The sequence below is a fragment of the Paenibacillus sp. FSL H8-0175 genome (genome assembly GCF_045040615.1).
Taxonomy (GTDB): Bacteria; Bacillota; Bacilli; order Paenibacillales; family Paenibacillaceae; genus Paenibacillus_AQ; species Paenibacillus_AQ odorifer.
This window is the reverse complement of the sequence record NZ_CP150299.1, coordinates 2,952,512-2,971,027: the sequence shown is the minus strand read 5'-3', so window position 1 is coordinate 2,971,027 and position 18,516 is coordinate 2,952,512. Positions and strand designations below refer to the sequence as shown.

Annotated in this window: 22 protein-coding genes and 1 riboswitch; of the genes, 9 read left to right on the top strand and 13 right to left on the bottom strand. The window is 44.1% G+C overall.

Features of this window, described 5'->3' with window-relative positions; translation table 11 throughout:
- Positions 1–201 precede the first annotated feature (201 nt).
- Positions 202–1,020, top strand: a complete 819-nt coding sequence (locus tag MHH46_RS12945; protein WP_076125965.1) for an AraC family transcriptional regulator — start codon at positions 202–204, stop codon at positions 1,018–1,020.
- Positions 1,021–1,125: 105 nt separating this feature from the next.
- On the opposite strand, the gene MHH46_RS12940 is transcribed toward MHH46_RS12945, so the two are convergent.
- Complete coding sequence (locus tag MHH46_RS12940) at positions 1,126–1,857, bottom strand: bifunctional 2-polyprenyl-6-hydroxyphenol methylase/3-demethylubiquinol 3-O-methyltransferase UbiG (protein WP_076189905.1); 732 nt, start codon at positions 1,855–1,857, stop codon at positions 1,126–1,128.
- A 61-nt stretch (positions 1,858–1,918) separates the two neighbouring features.
- Positions 1,919–2,125: a hypothetical protein gene (locus MHH46_RS12935; RefSeq protein WP_143762700.1), complete on the bottom strand. Its 207-nt coding sequence runs from the start codon at positions 2,123–2,125 to the stop codon at positions 1,919–1,921.
- 162 nt (positions 2,126–2,287) lie between these two features.
- Between MHH46_RS12935 and MHH46_RS12930 the strand changes: the two genes are divergently transcribed.
- A complete protein-coding gene (locus MHH46_RS12930) occupies positions 2,288–2,968 on the top strand; it encodes a TIGR00266 family protein (protein WP_036686316.1) in 681 nt (226 codons plus the stop codon).
- Positions 2,969–3,041: 73 nt separating this feature from the next.
- Here MHH46_RS12930 and MHH46_RS12925 read toward each other — a convergent pair whose 3' ends face one another.
- A complete protein-coding gene (locus tag MHH46_RS12925; protein ID WP_036686314.1) occupies positions 3,042–3,521 on the bottom strand; it encodes a Fur family transcriptional regulator in 480 nt (159 codons plus the stop codon).
- A gap of 318 nt (positions 3,522–3,839) precedes the next feature.
- On the opposite strand from MHH46_RS12925, the gene MHH46_RS12920 reads away from it, so the two are divergent.
- Positions 3,840–4,496 carry an S-layer homology domain-containing protein gene (locus MHH46_RS12920; protein WP_076125959.1) on the top strand — a complete coding sequence of 219 codons (657 nt, stop codon included), beginning with the start codon at positions 3,840–3,842 and terminating at the stop codon, positions 4,494–4,496.
- A gap of 95 nt (positions 4,497–4,591) precedes the next feature.
- Here the strand turns inward: MHH46_RS12920 and MHH46_RS12915 are convergent, their stop codons facing one another.
- From MHH46_RS12915 to MHH46_RS12905, 3 genes are read right to left on the bottom strand one after another with little or no spacing between them, the layout of a single operon-like run.
- Positions 4,592–5,344, bottom strand: coding sequence for an amino acid ABC transporter ATP-binding protein (locus tag MHH46_RS12915; RefSeq protein ID WP_076189904.1), 753 nt, complete (start codon positions 5,342–5,344; stop codon positions 4,592–4,594).
- Positions 5,345–5,357: 13 nt separating this feature from the next.
- Entirely contained in the window at positions 5,358–6,026 is a 669-nt protein-coding gene (locus MHH46_RS12910) for an amino acid ABC transporter permease (RefSeq protein ID WP_036686309.1), read from the bottom strand.
- Positions 6,027–6,079: 53 nt separating this feature from the next.
- The gene (locus tag MHH46_RS12905; protein ID WP_076183478.1) at positions 6,080–6,916 is read right to left on the bottom strand and encodes an amino acid ABC transporter substrate-binding protein; all 837 of its coding nucleotides are present in this window, start codon (positions 6,914–6,916) and stop codon (positions 6,080–6,082) included.
- Between the two features lie 222 nt (positions 6,917–7,138).
- A riboswitch (TPP riboswitch) is annotated at positions 7,139–7,242 on the top strand.
- Positions 7,243–7,440: 198 nt separating this feature from the next.
- On the opposite strand from MHH46_RS12905, the gene MHH46_RS12900 reads away from it, so the two are divergent.
- From MHH46_RS12900 to thiE, 6 genes are read left to right on the top strand one after another with little or no spacing between them, the layout of a single operon-like run.
- Positions 7,441–8,136: an ABC transporter ATP-binding protein gene (locus tag MHH46_RS12900; RefSeq protein WP_179086241.1), complete on the top strand. Its 696-nt coding sequence runs from the start codon at positions 7,441–7,443 to the stop codon at positions 8,134–8,136.
- Positions 8,117–8,893, top strand: coding sequence for an ABC transporter permease (locus tag MHH46_RS12895; RefSeq protein ID WP_081387718.1), 777 nt, complete (start codon positions 8,117–8,119; stop codon positions 8,891–8,893). The genes MHH46_RS12900 and MHH46_RS12895 overlap by 20 nt, the downstream gene beginning before the upstream one ends.
- Entirely contained in the window at positions 8,890–9,927 is a 1,038-nt protein-coding gene (locus MHH46_RS12890) for an ABC transporter substrate-binding protein (protein ID WP_076125951.1), read from the top strand. The genes MHH46_RS12895 and MHH46_RS12890 overlap by 4 nt, the downstream gene beginning before the upstream one ends.
- Positions 9,928–9,968: 41 nt before the next feature.
- Positions 9,969–10,763, top strand: coding sequence for a hydroxyethylthiazole kinase (thiM, locus tag MHH46_RS12885; RefSeq protein ID WP_076125949.1), 795 nt, complete (start codon positions 9,969–9,971; stop codon positions 10,761–10,763).
- 23 nt (positions 10,764–10,786) lie between these two features.
- Positions 10,787–11,617: a bifunctional hydroxymethylpyrimidine kinase/phosphomethylpyrimidine kinase gene (gene thiD / locus MHH46_RS12880; protein WP_179086240.1), complete on the top strand. Its 831-nt coding sequence runs from the start codon at positions 10,787–10,789 to the stop codon at positions 11,615–11,617.
- Positions 11,598–12,263, top strand: coding sequence for a thiamine phosphate synthase (gene thiE, locus MHH46_RS12875; protein ID WP_076125947.1), 666 nt, complete (start codon positions 11,598–11,600; stop codon positions 12,261–12,263). Before thiD ends, thiE begins: the two co-directional genes overlap by 20 nt.
- Here thiE and MHH46_RS12870 read toward each other — a convergent pair.
- The 7 genes from MHH46_RS12870 to MHH46_RS12840 form a co-directional block, all read right to left on the bottom strand.
- Positions 12,244–12,936 carry a pseudouridine synthase gene (locus tag MHH46_RS12870; RefSeq protein WP_076125945.1) on the bottom strand — a complete coding sequence of 231 codons (693 nt, stop codon included), beginning with the start codon at positions 12,934–12,936 and terminating at the stop codon, positions 12,244–12,246. The two genes, thiE and MHH46_RS12870, sit on opposite strands and share 20 nt — an antisense overlap.
- Positions 12,937–13,045: 109 nt before the next feature.
- Complete coding sequence (locus tag MHH46_RS12865; RefSeq protein WP_076125944.1) at positions 13,046–13,228, bottom strand: DUF3934 family protein; 183 nt, start codon at positions 13,226–13,228, stop codon at positions 13,046–13,048.
- A 116-nt stretch (positions 13,229–13,344) separates the two neighbouring features.
- Positions 13,345–13,743: a hypothetical protein gene (locus MHH46_RS12860; RefSeq protein ID WP_076125942.1), complete on the bottom strand. Its 399-nt coding sequence runs from the start codon at positions 13,741–13,743 to the stop codon at positions 13,345–13,347.
- Between the two features lie 121 nt (positions 13,744–13,864).
- Positions 13,865–14,950, bottom strand: coding sequence for an aspartate-semialdehyde dehydrogenase (gene asd, locus MHH46_RS12855; RefSeq protein ID WP_038570412.1), 1,086 nt, complete (start codon positions 14,948–14,950; stop codon positions 13,865–13,867).
- A gap of 487 nt (positions 14,951–15,437) precedes the next feature.
- A complete protein-coding gene (locus MHH46_RS12850; RefSeq protein ID WP_036686291.1) occupies positions 15,438–16,040 on the bottom strand; it encodes a response regulator transcription factor in 603 nt (200 codons plus the stop codon).
- Positions 16,040–17,176 (bottom strand): sensor histidine kinase, encoded by a 1,137-nt coding sequence (locus tag MHH46_RS12845; protein WP_076125940.1) that lies wholly within the window; start codon positions 17,174–17,176, stop codon positions 16,040–16,042. Before MHH46_RS12845 ends, MHH46_RS12850 begins: the two co-directional genes overlap by 1 nt.
- Positions 17,177–17,334: 158 nt before the next feature.
- Positions 17,335–18,399, bottom strand: coding sequence for a fatty acid desaturase (locus MHH46_RS12840; RefSeq protein ID WP_076189903.1), 1,065 nt, complete (start codon positions 18,397–18,399; stop codon positions 17,335–17,337).
- Positions 18,400–18,516: the final 117 nt, after the last annotated feature.

Sequence of the window (18,516 nt, the reverse complement as noted above, 5' to 3'; positions counted from 1 at the left end):
TTGACTAATCTGATTCACATCAGTTTCCTTAAACTGTCATTCTTGTAAGCACAGCTAATACCGACTGTTTCTAGCGTTGATGGTCGATTTCTTTCTTTATTGCTTAGCTACATAGTAATATGAAAGCGTATATATTAAAATGAATAATATGATTAAAACATGAACAATCTGCTTATCATTTCAATACACCCAGGAGGACCTATGACACATTCTGCTACCTGTCACGTATTATCAGCCGGATTTTCTTTTCATCGCAAGCCTTTTCATATGTCTCAAAGTCAAGGGAACCAGAACTTTCTTATACGTCTGCAAACAGAAGGAAGGAGCCGTGCATTGATCGATGGTGTAATGTCACCTGTGGAAAGCGGGGATATTATGTTATTCGCTCCAAATGATCCTTACTATTTGATCATAGATAAAGAAGAGTACCCTGTGGGCAAGCCACGAATTGAAAGCGGAGATTATCATATCTTTTGCGGAGGAACATGGATTGATGAATGGTGGCAACGTTCACAAAGACCCACTCGCCTAAGTGTGCCGCTTAGTGAGAGTTTTCTTGGCTTGTTTCGCCAATTGATTCTGGAGCACCGTCGACTTTCCGACTTCTCTCCAGAAATATCTGCCTGCTATCTGCAAATTCTATGTATGGAAATCGACCGGCTAATTACAGATCAGCCAGCAATTACTCCAAAAGGTTATCTGGCATACCGAATGAAGCAATATGTTGAGGAGCACGCAACCCTACCCTTTCTATTGGAGGATGTAGCAGGTTTTGTGGGTATATCCGTCTCGCGGGCCGTTCATTTATTTAAGGAAGCCTTTGGGACCAGTATTATTAAATATGTAAACGATGTCCGACTGGAAATGGCCAGAGAACGGATAACCTTCAGTCCCATGCCGCTGGAGCAAGTAGCAGAAACTTGTGGTTTTGCGAACTATACCTATTTTCACCGGGTCTTCCGAAGTCGTTTCGGGATGTCACCAAGAGAATATCGTGTGCACAGCAGAGAACAGGTGTAAATAAAGAAACCCCGTTTCATTGCAAAAGGGTTGTCCCTTAGTAGAAAAAGCTACTTCTAGGACAACCCCCGCTTCTATATTCGAACATAACTCGTGAGCATGAGATTATTCTTTCACAGCCGAAATGATCAAGAACATCGGTCTACGCTCCTCATCCTTCATCCATGGATCATTACTCATTTCTTCTGAAGGCTTTGGTTCTTTAACCGCTTTAATAGTAAAGCCAGCTTCAATCAGGTCATTAAAGTAGGTGGAAATCGTGCGATGGTATTTAATCACATTTTCTGTTAAGAATTTAGTTTCACGAAGTCCTTCTGATTGATAATGATCTACGGGCCAATGCAGGCGGTTTCCTTGCTCATCGGCATACCAGTCTTGCTCTTCACGTGAAGTAAAGATTGGATGCTCCACTGAAAAAATAAAACTCCCGCCAGGCTTAAGAAACGAATGCACCTTTCGGCAGATGGCTGCAAAAGATTCAATATAGTGGAAAGCCAATGAACTGAGAACCACATCAAATTGCTCGCTCGCAAAATCAATGTCCTCAATCGGCAGCTGGATATAAGTTATAGCAGGATCGTTCGTTTTTTCACGCGCCTGTTGCAGCATCTTTTCAGAGATATCCACACCTATAACTGAACTCGCCTGCTGCTCACGGGCATATAGGCAATGCCAGCCGAAGCCGCAGCCCAAATCAAGCACACTTTTATTATGTAAGTCTGGAAGAAGCGCCTTTAATACATGCCATTCTCCTGCTGCTGCAAGCCCTCCAATAGAACGGGGCATTTGCTGGTAGGCTGAGAAGAAATTCGAATCGTCATATTTATTTTGTTTCATCAGGGATACATCTCCTATATATTATTTCTTCAATTACTATACGCTGAGCGATGTTCTCTTATCAAATAGCCAATAAAAAAGGAGCCTCATCTTGGAAGATCTGCCCCTTATATCTATTCTTATTCAATTGTTCCTGCTTGCTTGGTGTTAACCGTACATGCTGTGAAATGGCTCCATAATCACTATTCGATCTACGACTCTGTGCTGCGCACCAGGCTCCGGAGCGCTCTGCCTTACGCAAGGCTTTTTGTGTCTTGGTTCGTGCCATGTGACACCACTCTCCTATTCATGGGTGAATGATTATTGATCTTACATCTATAAGACAACTTCATTTTAACATATTCCAGACTATGAGCGAAGCAAGAATTCCGTTACACTTAGAGCAAAGCTAGTATTCTATCTTATCTAAATAGATGCGGAGGTTTAAAGGATGAATTACCAGGTTTTGTATGAAGGTGCTTTTGCTATGTTAAAGGTCCAACTAAATCCCGGTGAAAGCGTAAAGGCTGAAATGGGCGCAATGGTCGCGATGTCGCCTAACGTAGAATTAAAAGGAACCGTGGATGGTGGTTTAATGCGCGGTCTCGGGAGAATGCTGAGCGGTGAGAAATTCTTCTTTCAAGAACTTAGAGCGACCCGTGGTCAAAGTGAGGTATTGCTGTCACCTGGCTCACTCGGCGATATTCAGGCGATAGAATTAGACGGATCGTATAAACTGTTAGTTCAAAAAGACGGATTTCTCGCCGGAACTGAAGGCATTCAAGTAAATACCAAAATGCAGAATTTAACCAGAGGGCTCTTCTCCGGTGAAGGCTTCTTCATTGTAGAAATCAGTGGCAGAGGAACGGTGTTCCTGTCTTCCTTCGGTGCTATCCATGCGATTAATCTAGGACCTGGTGAAGAAATGATTATCGATAACGGACACCTCGTAGCATGGCCAGACTATATGGACTACAAGGTGGAAAAGGCAGCCTCTGGCTGGCTTAACAGCATAACCAGTGGTGAAGCACTTGTCTGCCGCTTCCGTGGAGAAGGTGTAATTCTCGTTCAGAGCCGTAACCCTGGCAGTTTCGGAACGTGGATCAAATCCTTTGTGCCTACTCGAAGCTAGACTTCTTAAAACTCACGAGTCAAAAAAGACACAGGCTTGGAGAAAGCCTGTGTCTTTAGGTTAGAAAGCAATCTTACGAGACTGCTTTATCTGCTTCTGCTTTTGCTTTTTTGCAGCCAGTACGTTTACATGTTCCATAAGTACCCTTGAAATCAAGGCGGTGATCCGTGACGTTAAAGCCATATTCACGTTCCACTCTTCTCTCCAGCTCCACAAGCCAGTCGTCCTTAATTTCCTCCAACCGACCGCATACGCTGCATATCAAATGATGATGCATATGCGAATGATCGTTCCCGCGCAAATCGTAACGGGCAACTCCGTCTCCGAAGTTCATCTTCTCTACAATGTGTAGCTCACATAAAAGCTCAAGTGTACGGTATACCGTTGCCAGGCCCAGATGTGGATAGCTGTTCTTAACAAGCATATATACTTCTTCTACGCTTAAATGATCCTTCTCATTGTCGAGCAGAACGTTCACTATAGCTTCACGCTGAGGCGTTAGTTTATATTTTTGCGCCGCAAACAATTGACTGATATTTGATATTTGATCCATTTGGTCTCCTACCTTCCCGGAACGATTTAACATCCGTACCCTCTGAGACGCTCCTATTTATGCAGTTAAGACAAACCATAAATAGTAATCGTTACGATATAATCATAACAAAATTAACCACGAATGAAAAGAGCCTGACATCATTATATCATTTCATGCCACTTATCCAAAGTACTACACCCCAATCTGGCCTATATTTCTATTAAAATCTACTTTTTCGTGAAATAATACAGATTAGACCGCAACCTTTCCATAATTTACAACGTTAAAGGAGTGACAAAGGCTAAGGAGCCTATCCATACAACGAGGTGAAAAGACATGAACATGAAAAAAAGCACACTAGCAGCGATCACAACCGTAGCCATTTTCTCCTTTTCTTTGGGTGGTCAGATGTTTGCAGCTGGGAACACCTTTAAGGATATTGATAACATAAACGGCAAAGAAAAAATCATTTCTTTAAAAAATCAAGGGTTAATTAAAGGTGTCAGCGAATCTCAATTTCTCCCTGGCTCTAAGGTAACTACAGCCCAAGGGATTCAGTTTATCTCCGGCGGTCTCCAGCTCAGCCTCGCAGCCATTGACTTTAACAAAGCTCCTGTTGCCAGCGGCTTGTTCACAAAAGTAAAAGACAAAGCCTGGTACGCTGAAGCCTTTATCAATGCTTATTACAATCAAGTTAAGCTTCCAAAAGACATTGATCCTAGCCTAATTATGACCAAAGAGCAATTCACTAACTATCTAGTGCAAGCGATCGAAGGCGTTGGTAATCTGCCGATGATCAATATCGTTCCAGTAGATATCGCCGATGAAGCGTCACTGACCCCTGCATATCAAGGCAGTATTCAGCGCTCCCTGAAATACAAGATCAATACTCTAGACGCTAACGGAAAGTTTAATCCAAAAAGCGAACTCACCCGTGCCGAAGCAGCGATTATGCTCTACAACGCTTTGGAGTTCCTGAAAACTGGAGGATAAGCCAAATTTCAGTTACTCTTCTCATTTGAATAATCTATACAAGAAAAAGCAGCTCCGGATGATTCCCGAGCTGCTTTTTCTTGTATATTGTCTTTCTACTCTTCTTCACCATTCAGTCTATTCAGAAATTGCAGAGCCCGGGGATTCTTCGGATGCTCCAGCACTTCTTGCGGAGTTCCTTGCTCTAAGATATGACCGCCATCCATCAAAATGATCCGGTCCGCTACATCGGCGGCAAATTTCATCTCGTGGGTCACAATCACCATAGTCATACCTTCTGCTGCTAATTGTTTGATGACCTTAAGCACTTCCCCTACCAGCTCGGGGTCGAGCGCCGAAGTGGGCTCATCAAACAACAGCACTTCTGGATCTACTGCCATAGCCCGGGCGATGGCCACTCTCTGCTGCTGTCCTCCTGACAGCTGATGTGGATAGTTATCAGCTTTATCAGCCAAACCCACCTTAGCTAGCAGTTGAAGGCCCCGCTTACGCGCTTCTTCCTTGGTTCGTTTCAAGACAGTTACCTGTCCCTCCATCACATTGCCTAGCGCAGTCATATGCGGAAATAAATTATACGATTGAAAGACCATCCCTGTTTTCTGCCGAAGAGCTAATACGGAATTCTGAGGAATTTTCTTATGATCTGTAAAATTGATGGTGATATCCCCGAGTGACAGGCTGCCTTGATCCGGGATTTCCAACAGATTAAAACAGCGCAGCAGTGTAGTTTTTCCGGAGCCGGATGGCCCAATAATGACAAGTACCTTTCCATGCTCCATTTTCAGATCAATACCCTTTAACACTTGGAGTGCGCCGAAGGATTTATGCAAATTAATGATTTCAATCACAAGTATCTCTCCTTTAGGTCGCAGAGTAACGATCGAGTCGTTTCTCCAAGTAATTTTGCAGCGCCGACAGCACAGAACAGAACACTAAATAAAACAATCCTGCTTCGGAGTATACCAACAGAGGCTCATAAGTGGTAGAGGCTACCTGCTGAGCAGTTCTAAACATCTCCGTATAGGTGATGATCGCTGCAAGCGATGTATCTTTGACCAAGCTAATAAAAGAATTGGATAACGGCGGTACAGAAACGCGTGCAGCTTGTGGCAGAATTACGCGGCGCAGAGCCTGCCCACGAGTCATCCCGACTGAGAAGGCAGCTTCCCACTGGCCTTTATGTATCGACAGGATAGCAGCGCGTACGATTTCCGATGAATAAGCCCCTACGCTAAGGGTAAATCCAATGGTGGCGGCAATGAAAGGGTCGAGTACAATACCAACAGCCGGCAAACCATAAAATATAATAAATAGCTGCACTAACAACGGGGTTCCCCGAATGACCCATACATAAAAACGGGCGATTAGCTTCGGAATTACCCACGGTGAAAGACGTGCCAACGCGGTTAGGATCGCCAAAATCAATCCAAGCACAAAGGAAAGTAGCGCCAACGGAATGGTAAAAGCCACCCCGGCTTTAAGCAGGGGTAGCAGTGTATCTAAGAAAATTTGTATTTTGCGGTCATCCATTATTCAGACATCCTTTTTAGCTTCTAGGCTTAATTAGCCTTGCTAGCCTTGTATTATTTTGAAACGTCAGCTCCAAAGTATTTCTCGGAAATTTTCAAGTACGTTCCATCACTTTTCATCTCTTTAATCGCATCACTGACCGCATTCACCAGCTCATCATTGCCTTTCAGGAATACCGCAGCACTTTGTGAGCCTTCAGGAATCTCATCAACCACTTTAATTTTTGCATCTGGTTTTTGTTTTTTCAGATCCAGATAAGACAAGCCATCATTCACAGTTGCATCAATACGTCCCGAAGTCAGCAGATCCATCGCTTGATTGAAACCGTCCGTAGCTACGATTTCAGCACCGTTCTCACGAGCGATGTCGGATAAGTTACTGGTCAGGGATTGTCCGGCTTTTTTACCCTTTAGATCAGCAAAGGTCTTAATATCCTCATTGTTTTCGCTCACGATCAATACTGCCTTGGATACAATATAGGGTTCAGAGAAATCATATTTCACTTTGCGATCTTCGTTAATGGAAACTTCATTAAAAATGACATCAAACCGTTTCGCATCCATCCCAGCAAAAATACCATCCCACTGAGTTTCAAAAAATTCTGCTTCAACACCTAAACGTTTGGCTACTTCTTCGGCAATTTCCACGTCAAAACCCGTCAATTTCCCCGCAGTGTCATGATAAGTAAAAGGTGCATAAGTCCCTTCTGTACCTATCCGCAATTTGCCGCTGGCCTTCACAGCCTCCAAACTGTTTTGCGCTGAAGATGCTGCTCCACCATTCGTTCCAGCTGTTGGTTCAGCAGCCGTATTGGTATTCGAATTATTGCCGCAAGCCGCTACAAGGACCACGGTTAACGCCAATATAATAGTTAAACTCCATTTTTTCATTATTAAATCCCCTCTCTCTATCCGGTTTTTTTCCGGTAAATTGAATAGTACACTGCCATCACATGATCGTCAATACTTTTTTCCGATTATGTACATCGGAATTGTAATATTAACTAGATTTCTACTTATATCTTACCCAATCTTGGATTAATCCTTCACTTCTTTCTCTCTTTACTTCTCAGAAAGATATGGTATATTTATAAACAAATTAATATGGACCTGTTATTTCACTAGGGGAGTCGGCCGACTGAGACGGAGCTTTAAGCTCCGGACCCTTGGAACCTGATCTGGATCATACCAGCGGAGGGAAGTGGAGCAGAATTTTCATCAAGCATGTTAAGTGTTATTATGCAGAATGAACTTTTTGACCCATTCATTTCCTCTGGAAATGGATGGGTCTTTATTTGTTTAGGCGCTCCACAAAAATATTAGGAGGTTAGATCATCACGACCATTTTATCTATTCAAGGCCTAACCTACTCTTTTCCGGAAACTGAACAACCCCCTGTATTCGCAAAACTATCCATGGATATCAGGCAAGGGGAATTCGTCTCCGTAGTAGGTGCTAGCGGATGCGGGAAAAGCACATTTTTCAAAACGGTTGCCGGTTTACTCGAACCTACTCATGGAAAAATAAAACTCCCTACGCTCCCCTCAACCGCTAGTCGTTTAGGTCAGATCGCTTATATGCCTCAGCAGGATTTATTGCTGCCTTGGAGAACAGTGCTCGACAACTGCCTTTTGCCCTGGGAGATCATGCCCAGATTTAGTAAACAGGAAACAATCACTCAGATTCGGGAAATGTTGGCCCGCTTCGGCTTAACAGATGTAGAGAAGGCTTATCCCCATGAACTTTCGGGAGGAATGAAACAGCGAGTCGCATTTCTGCGCACCTTAGTGGCTGGAGGCGGAAGTGGCCTTATGCTGCTGGATGAGCCCTTTGGCGCTCTCGATGCCATGACCAAACGTGAGATACACCGTTGGCTGTTGGAGTTATGGGGTGAACTGAATCAGACGATTATGCTCATCACTCATGATCTGGAAGAAGCACTATTGCTCAGTGACCGGATTTATTTATTATCTGGCGGTGCGCACAGCGAATTACAGGAGATCATTGTCGATCTACCAAAACCAAGACATTATAAGATGAACTATGAACCCCGGTTTATAGCACTACGGGCAGAGTTGGAGCGAAGATTGCATGCAACCTATACCTTTTAAAAAACATCTAGACAACTATGGTCCCTTCCTTCTTCTGGTACTGCTCATTCTTGTAATCTGGGAGTCAGCTGTTCGCCTTCACTTGATTCCAGCCTTTATTCTCCCTGCACCTTCATCTATTGGCATCGCATTGATCGAGCACAGGCAATTATTATTTGGACAGCATTTATTAGCGACGTTGCAGGAGATACTGATAGGTTTTGTCCTTTCTGTGATTTTTGGTGTATTGCTGGGTATTGGAATGTTCCTGTTTCGCCCCGTAGAAAAGGCCATCTATCCCTTCCTTATCATTAGCCAGACGGTCCCATTAATTGCGCTATCGCCCATTTTTATTATGTGGTTCGGATATTCGCTGTGGAGCAAAGTGGCTGTGGTGTTTTTGACGGCTTTTTTTCCAGTTGTAGTGAGTACATATGATGGACTTCGTACAAGTGGCCAGACTTACAAGGACTTATTATTAACATTTGGTGCAAACCGCTGGCAGCTGCTTGTCAAAACCCAAATTCCACTGGCGCTGCCTGCTTTTTTCTCTGGCTTAAAGCTGTCCATTGTATACTGCGTCATCGGAGCTACTATCGGGGAATGGCTCGGCGGCAGTAAAGGACTCGGTTACTTCAGCCGCAGAATGGCCGGAAATATGCAGAGCGATGAAATGTTCGCGGCTGTATTTCTGCTGTCTGCGCTTGGTGTTGTGCTTTTTCTGGCGATAGCTTTACTCGAACAATTATTTTTAAAGAAAAGAGGATCTAACCAATGAATCATTTAAAATCACCACAACGAGGACTTATTTCTGTATTTCTAGTATGCACACTTTTGCTCTTAAGCAGCTGCGGGAAGGCAGACAAGCTAAATAACAACTCCCAAACCGGTTCCTCCAATTCCGAAAATAAACAGTCACACAAGCTGACGATTATGCTTGATTGGTATCCCAATGCCGTTCATTCCTTTCTATACGCTGCGCAACAGCAAGGTTTTTTCCAAGAGGAAGGTTTGGATGTCGAGATCAAAATGCCTGCGGACAGCAATGACGCCCTAAAGCTTGTAGCAGCGAATCAAATTGATCTAGCGCTCAGCTATCAGCCTCAGGTGCTTATGGCACGCGGCGAGAAAATCCCTGTACGTTCGATTGCAGCAATCGTGCGGCATCCACTGAATCATCTGATGGTTCCTCAAGCAGGCAGTATTCATAGTCCCAAAGAGCTCGTGGGAAAACAAATCGGCTATTCCTCCATTCCGCTCTATGAAGCGATGATTCGGACAATGATCCAGAGTGATGGAGGCGATCCTTCATCCGCCAAGCTGATTGATGTAGGTTTTGACCTTATCCCTGCGATCTCTACAGGACAAGTGGACGCAATAATGGGCGGGTTCATCAACCATGAACAACTGATCCTTGAAAAAGAGGGACATCCGGTCACCTCGCTTAATCCAACGGATTACGGAGTACCTGACTATTATGAGCTTGTGCTGGTGGCCAGCGAACAAGGATTGCAAAATTCTGAAGCCTACTTTAAAAAATTTCTAAATGCCATAACAAAAGGACAGGAATTTGTGGAGCAGAATCCTGAACAAGCCCTGGATTTACTGATTGCACATGAAGATGCAACTTCACCGCTCGACAAGGAGATTGAGAAAAAAAGTCTTGAAATTCTACTGCCGCTGATGAATGCAGGCGATCAAACTTTTGGTTATCAAGACCCGACATCTTGGGAAAAGGTTCAGCAGTGGTTATCCACCAACGATCTTCTACCAGAAGATATTAAAGCACAAGAAGCTTTTATCAATCTGTAACGTTTAGTTGGTTATTCATACAAGCTTGAGGAGGAATTATGATGAGTTACTTAGCCAAAGTACGGGAATCCAACCCCTTGATCCACAACATCACTAATATTGTAGTAGCCAATTTCTCAGCCAACGGTCTGTTGGCGCTGGGTGCCTCTCCCTTTATGGCGGATGCCCACGAAGAAGTGATCGACATCGCCGCTATGTCGTCTGCTGTAGTTCTAAATATAGGCACGCTCAATGACTACGCCATTCAATCTATGTTGCTCGCTGGTAAATCCGCTAATAAACACGGGGTTCCCCTAGTGCTTGACCCGGTAGGTGCAGGCGCAACTTCTTATCGGACCGCTGTCACTCAAAAACTAGTGAATGAGATGCAAATCACCGCACTGCGGGGGAATGTGGCTGAAGTCGCTAATGTGATTGGGGAGAGTTGGTCCATTAAAGGAGTGGATGCTGGCGAAGGTGAAGGCGATGTAGTCCTTTTGGCTGAAGCTGCTGCGAGGAAGTTAAGCTGTGTGGTCATCATAACTGGAAAAGACGATGTGATCACGAATGGAAAAAACACTTATATTGCCAGCAACGGTCACCCTATTCTCACGAAGGTTACAGGAACTGGCTGCTTGCTCAGTGCTGTTGTGGGTGCATTTCTCGCGGTAAGTGGTGGTGCCTCGTTGGAGGCCGCAGTGGAAGCCCTCTCCTTCTATGGAGTAGCCGCTGAAATCGCCGCTGAACTAACAACTGGTCGAGGACCGGGAAGCTTTCAGGTTGAGTTTCTAAATCAACTGACATGGGTCACGCCAGAAGTCTTCTTAGAAAGATCTAGCATCAAACAGCTCAGTTAATGACCCTCAAAGGAGTGAATTCGATGATTATATCCAAAGCTCTAACCATTGCCGGCTCCGATAGCGGCGGTGGTGCTGGCATTCAGGCCGATCTAAAAACCTTTCAAGAGCTTTCTGTCTATGGCATGTCCGTCCTCACAGCTGTGACAGCGCAGAATACGCTGGGTGTCCAAGGGGTTTATCCAGTGACTCTGGAAGCTATAAATCAGCAGCTTGATTCTATAGGACTTGACCTGCAACCAGATGCCGTAAAGACCGGGATGTTATTTAACAGCGACATCATCCGCATTGTGGCAGATAAAATTAAGTATTACGGCTGGTCTAATCTTGTAATTGATCCTGTGATGGTCGCTAAAGGAGGGTCCACACTGCTGCTGCAGGAGGCGGTTCAATCCTTAATCAGCCATCTGCTGCCCTTAGCATTGGTGACGACACCCAATATTCCCGAAGCCGAAATGATCACAAAGATGACGATCTCCACCATAGAAGAACGCAAAAAAGCAGCCAAAATCATTCATGGCATGGGCTCCAAATATGTAGTACTAAAAGGGGGACATGATACCTCGACCACAGCCGTAACCGATCTTCTATATGATGGTCACGAATATACCTTATTGGAGAGTAGCCGGATTCAGACCAGACATACGCATGGTACAGGCTGCACCTATTCAGCAGCGGTCACCGCCGAGCTAGCCAAAGGCAAATCCGTAGCTGAGGCCATTCAAACTGCCAAAGCATTTATACAAGCGGCGATTGAGGACGAGCTGGGCATAGGGGCTGGGCATGGACCAACCAATCATTTTGCTTATCAGAACAGACTGCGAGGGATAAACAGTGCAACGAATGAACAGTGATCATCTGCGAGATCTATTAAAAGTCTATTTCATTATGGGCAGCGTAAATTGCCGTAAAGCTCCTGTTAAGGTGCTGCAGGAAGCGGTTGCTGGAGGCATAACCATGTTTCAATTCCGTGAAAAGGGTACCGGATCCTTAAGCGATAAGGCACGACTTAATCTTGGCAGACGACTTCAAAAGATCTGTCATGCCTATGGCGTGCCCTTTATCGTGAATGACGACATTGATTTAGCGATCGCGCTTGATGCGGACGGAATTCATGTAGGACAGGAGGATACACCTGCATTGGCGATCCGCCAGCTACTTGGAGAGAATAAAATCATTGGTGTATCCGCTCACTCCTTCGCTGAAGCTCAGCAGGCGATTGCCGATGGAGCCGACTATCTGGGCGTGGGTCCCATTTATCCTACGTCATCCAAGGAGGATGCCAAAGCTGTTCAAGGCACTGCGATGATTGAAGAACTAAGAAATAAAGGCATTACCATCCCATTGGTTGGCATTGGGGGAATCACGCTGCAAAATTTTGCACCAGTATTAACAGCTGGTGCGGATGGGATTTCTGTTATCTCAGCGATTGCCGGAGCTGAAGATATTACCACAACTGCCAGAGGCTTTGTTGACAAAGTCAGTTTAAGCGGGACATAAGCTCATACAGCTCTTCACTGCTTAAATGCCGCCATTGTCCCAGCTCCAAGCCGTCTAATGTAATATTCATAATTCTTATGCGCTCCAGCTTTAGTACTCTATATCCTAACTCCTTGCACATTCTGCGTATTTGCAGATTGAGACCTTGAGTTAGGATAATTCTAAACTGACATTCTGTAATCCGATAGACCTCACAAGGTTTCGTTGTGACTCCAAGAATGTTCACGCCGCTAGACATCGCTTGTAAGAATTCTGACGTAACCGGTTTGTCTACATGAACTACATATTCTTTTTCATGCCCATTCTCGGAACGCATCATTTTATTTACGATCTCTCCATCGTTGGTTAACAAAATGAGGCCTTCCGAGTTTTTATCTAATCTGCCGATCGCAAAGATCCGTGAAGGATACCCTACAAAATCAATAATGTTCCCAGCCACATGTGGGGCTGCTGTACAGGTAATGCCTATCGGCTTATTCAAAGCGAGATACACTGGCTCCCCTTTACTGCTTGTTATCGGCTCCCCATCGATCCATACGATATCCTCTGGCTCTATAAGAATGTTCGCCTCACAGACAATGCCGTTCACAGCGATTCGACCTGCTGCAATTAATCGCTTGGTTTCCCTTCTGGAACAAAAGCCTGTTTCGCTTATATATTTATCGATTCTCACTGCTGATCCTACTTTCTCTCTATATACTTACATCTGGTCATAAAAAAACACCTGATTTTAACGATCAAAATCAGATGTTAACCTTCAGGAATAACCCAGTTTAAGGGAGCTATTTGGTGCTTCCGCTTTTTTTCACGTTACTGCCCTTGCTTCCACTTGCACCTTTAGCACCTGGACCCATCGTTGGATCACTTTTAGCAGGTTTAACTGGTTTTGCTGTTTTGTTCCAGCGTGTCCAGCCTTTACTCCCCGTACCTCTGCCTGTGCCGCCACCTTTACTTTTTGCACCCATTATATCACTCCGTCAGTCATTCAGAATTCGTATAGTTTATACACTTTACCTATCTTACCACACTCTCAACCTTTCTGTTTAAGTAATAACAAATGCTTCATCTTATTAGCCACTGTTTAGAATTTAGCATCTTTATTCATTTCATGAATATCAAAGGTATCCTGATGTATTTCGATGGCGATGACGGTGTCCTTTTTTTCAAAAAATTGCACATGTCCTAACCGCTTGTCCTCCAGCTCTATCCATCCAGCATCGTTTAATTTATTAAAATAGCCGTCAGGCCGATAAAGACCTTGTACTCCCCCTATATTATCCAACTCGTACTTTGCTCCAATTTTTATATTAGGGTTATTTGAATTTGTTATCACTACGATTTCTTTGGCATTCTTCGGAATAGGAATTTCGGCATTTATAGAGGACACTCCATACTCTTGTTCCTCTTGAGCTGACGATGTACAACCGCTTGTAAACAGGATTAATGGTAACCATATAAAAGCTAATAAATATTTATTCAATGGCATCCTCTCCTTCCATAACTTATTTTACCAAATTCAAAATTAAAATAAAAACACCCCACCAAAGACTAAGCTTTGTTGAGGTGTCTATTCACATCAGCTTTGCAGCTCATGCATGGACTTATTTCGGTTGAATATAACCTTCTGCTTTCAGAAGCTCAGCGATCAGCACAGCACCGCCAGCTGCTCCGCGCAAGGTGTTATGGGAGAGACCTACGAATTTGTAATCATAGAGGGCATCTTCCCGGAGTCTGCCCGTCGATACGCCCATTCCGTTCTCGATATCACGATCCAGCTTGGTCTGTGGACGATTGTCCTCTTCAAAATAGGTAATGAACTGTTTAGGTGCGCTAGGCAGTTCAAGCTCCTGAGGACGTCCTTTAAAACTCTTCCAGAGATTCAGAATCTCTTCTTTGGACGGTTTTTTCTCAAAAGAAACAAATACAGCAGCCATATGTCCATCCGCTACAGGCACACGGATACACTGCGAAGTAATCGTTGGCGCTTCACTCTTTACGATACCCTCTTCTTCAACGCTTCCCCAGATCCGCAATGGCTCTTGCTCGCTTTTCTCTTCTTCGCCACCGATATAAGGAATCACGTTGTCCAGCATTTCTGGCCAATCTGCAAAAGTCTTTCCTGCACCAGAAATCGCTTGATAGGTAGTGACCACCACTTTAGAAGGATTAAAGTCTTTGAGCGCATGAAGTGCAGGCACATAACTTTGAATGGAGCAGTTAGGTTTAACCGCAATGAAACCTGTCTCTGTTCCCAGACGTTTTCTTTGCTGTGCAATAACCTCAAGATGCTCCGGATTAATCTCAGGAATGACCATAGGCACGTCAGGCGTCCAGCGATGCGCTGAGTTATTGGAGATTACTGGCGTTCCGGTGCGCGCATAAGCTTCTTCGAGCGCTTTAATCTCATCTTTTTTCATGTCTACAGCACAAAAGATCAAATCTACATCCGCAGCTACTTCTTCTACCTTAGAAGCATCTTGGACCATAATATTCTTTACGTTCTCAGGCATTGGAGTAGATAACTTCCATCTGCCCTTGGCCGATTCTTCATACGTTTTTCCAGCAGATCTAGCACTGGCAGCAATCGCAGTTACTTCAAACCAAGGATGATTCTCTAGAAGGGCAATAAAACGTTGTCCTACCATACCTGTGCCGCCAACTATGCCGGCTCTTAGCTTTCTTGACATCAGAAAATACACTTCCTTTTGATTAACTGTCCTATTGTGGATAATAGGCCGATAATTAATGATATACGGCGCGGGAACATTTGGCGAGTGTTAACATCAAAATAACATTAAAAATTTTATTTTTAGCGGATTATATTGAATTTCACTAATGCTAATAAAAGAAATAGCTGCACTCAGTACAATTATAAGTCTATTTTCTGCTTAGACAACTCTTTAACTGCATTCTCTACAACTATTTCCCCGAAAAATAATGGAAATGCCCTCTAAGTGAACTTTTAGATGTAAGAAATGCAACTAAATCGCATCTGCAGAGCATTTTATAGCATATAGTTGTAGGAAATACATCTATTTGCGATTGGTGAGTATAAATCAGCAATCGGCAATCAGCGATCAGCAATCAGCGATCAGCAATTAGCGATCAGCAATCAGCGCTCTGCTATTCGCGTTTACAAGCTGCTTCAACCAACTAAGCGTTTCTTTCCCCCGCTCACTTAAACCAACCTTTTTCCTTAAATCGAGTGATTGCCTCGATGCGGTTACCTACATCCAGCTTATCTAGAATAACTGAGATGTAATTCCGGACTGTTCCCGTGGTAATGTACAACTGGCTGGCGATCTCTTTTGTATTTTTACCGTCGGCAATGAGTCCAAGTACTTCCTTCTCCCGCTGAGTCAGAGGATTTACTTCACCGCTGTAGGCTTCATCCATTAGCTCCGGTGCATACATGCGTCGGCCTGCCATCACATTACGTATCGAAAGTGCCAGTTCTTCGCTAGGACTGTCTTTCAGCAAATAAGCATGAACTCCCGCCTTGAGCGCACGTTCGAAATATCCCGCACGGGCAAAGGTGGTTAATATCATCGTTTTGCAGCCGCTATTCTTCAGCGCTTCCGCAGCGTCGAGACCACTCATCGCTGGCATCTCAATATCCATAATACAGATATCCGGCTTATGCTGCTGAACCATCGCTACAGCTTCTTCCCCGTTGCTTGCCCGGCCCACGACCTTCATATCCTCTTCTAAATCCAACAAAGATGCCAGCGCTCCAAGGAGCATTCGCTGATCCTCAGCGATTACAATCTTAATCATTATACGGTTACCTCCTGTTCCGGATGCTTAAATGCATTTGGGACCTTAATCACTATCGTAGTACCCTCATCTCGCACGATATCCATACAGCCATTTACAAATTCAAGACGTTCCCGCATACCTTGCAGCCCATGTCCTTTAAAATAAAGATCATTGCCCGGGATGCCGGTTCCATCATCTTTCACTTTAATGATGAGATCTGTGCGTGTGGGTTCAATGATAATTGCGCAAGATTGTGCATTACTATGCTTCACAACATTTGTGACAGCTTCCTTAATACACATGCTGAGCACATTCTCCGTAATCAATGAAGTGTTAGACAGTTTAGGATTGCCTTGCAAAACATAGTCGATCTCCGCAGCCGCAAGAAGCTGCTGAATATGAACGAGTTCGTCCTCAAGCCGAATGCCGCGCATTCGCGTAATCATCTCCCGGACCTCTTTCAGCGCACTTCTTGCCGTCTGGCGTACATCATTGATCTCGGCTTTTGCTTGCGTCGGATTACTGTCGATAAGCTTTCCTGCCAAATCACTTTTCAGACCAATTAACGAAAGCTTCTGACCTAATGTATCGTGAAGATCACGTGAAATCCGCTGGCGTTCCTCGAGCTTAACCAATTCTGAAATACGCTTATTAGCATCCTCCAATTGGTCTTGCAGCTTCCCTTGATTATTCCGGTTATAGGTACTGATTGGCAGCAGGATCACTGCAATCATACTGACAAGCACAAAGGGAAGCTGGCTGATAAATACGGGATTACGCGACAGCAGCTCATAATTGATCGTAATAATCGTAGTCAGCAAATGAATGGAGTACAGGGTGAAGAACCCTACTCGGTTCTGGATATTCCCAATAAAAAAGGCTAAAAAAAGCGCAAAATACATATATCCGAACAACAACGTCATCGTTATAGAGACCAGTATCTGCACGCTCGTCCAAAAATAAACTAACCAACCCTTGGAGACAAAAGAAAGCACATAACAAACAAAAAACACAGCGATCATCAAGATTCCCGAAACTACCTGGTAGGGAGAAGAGGACCGAAAGATGAAATAAAACGGTAGAATATAAAATACGACCCATACATAAGGGCTAAGACCTGTACTTTTATGAAAAATATGATGCCACTTCTGCATGTTCGCTCTCCTTTTTGCCATATGCCACTCACCTTATTCTAGCATAAATCCGGTAAAATCCGGTGAACCACAACGATAAAGAGAAAAAAGATTAGAGCGCGAATGAGTTCTCCGGCTCTAACCTTCCATTTTGCTGCTATTTGATTACAATGTAGCTATTATTCTCCCTGGAGTCTGGGCTTATGAACTTGCAGGACCTCGCCTGCAGTTTTCGGTTTATTTAATATGGACTTCATCTCTTTGAAGCTAATGAATCGTTTATTTTCCTCATCCCAAAGACGGAAATTAAGGGCCTTCAAGCTGGTACCAATCGTAATCGTTGTTGCTTTTTGTAGCGGTGGCGTCGCGTTATGCGCTTTTTCCAAATTATAGTTTGGCACCTTTGGACTTAAATGATGCACATGGTGGAAGCCGATATTGCCCGTAATCCATTGCAGCACCTTCGGCAGCTTATAATATGAGCTACCTTCAACCGCGGCCATCACATAACTCCATTCAGATTCATTCTCGAAATAAGAGTCTTCAAACTGATGTTGGACGTAGAACAACCATATGCCGAGAAACCCTGATACAAATGCTACAGGCAGCTGCACCATAAGAAATGCCTGCCAGCCAATAGCCCATATTAGCAAGGCATAAAGCGCTGCGATTGAAATATTCGTCAAATAGGTATTCATCCGCTCTTTGCGTCTAGCACCTTTAACATTGAAACGATACTGAATCATAAAAACAGCAATCGGTCCAAGACCAAACATCACGATGGGATTGCGGTAAATCCGGTAATATAGACGTTTCCAGAAGGAAGCCGCTGCGTATTCCTCGACCGTCATAATCCAAATATCGCCGATCCCTCTTTTATCGAGATTACTGGAGCTGGCGTGGTGAATGGAATGACTATGTTTCCACTGCCGATAAGGAACCAGTGTCAGTACACCTGTGATCGTTCCGATAATATCATTCGCTTTACGATTCTTAAAAAACGATCCATGTGTGCAATCATGAAAAATAATAAAGGTTCGAATTACAAATCCTGCTGCAGGAATAGCTAACAGAAGGGTGAGCCAATAGGAAACGGATAAAGAGAAATAAGCTCCGCCCCATAACAGCACAAGTGGTCCTAAAGTATTGATGAGCTGTCTTATACTTGCGTTGCGGTCATTTTTCTCGTAAGGGGCTACACTCTTTTTAAGGCTGGAGAGCTGTGATGTCTGTTTTGTAGTCATCTATATCGTTTCCTCCTTGATGTGTCCGGCTAAGGATCTTTTCATCTACTCTAAGTATAGAAGATAAAGTGTCATCCTATAAGTCATAAACATCAAGTAGAGAGTATGACAAATGTC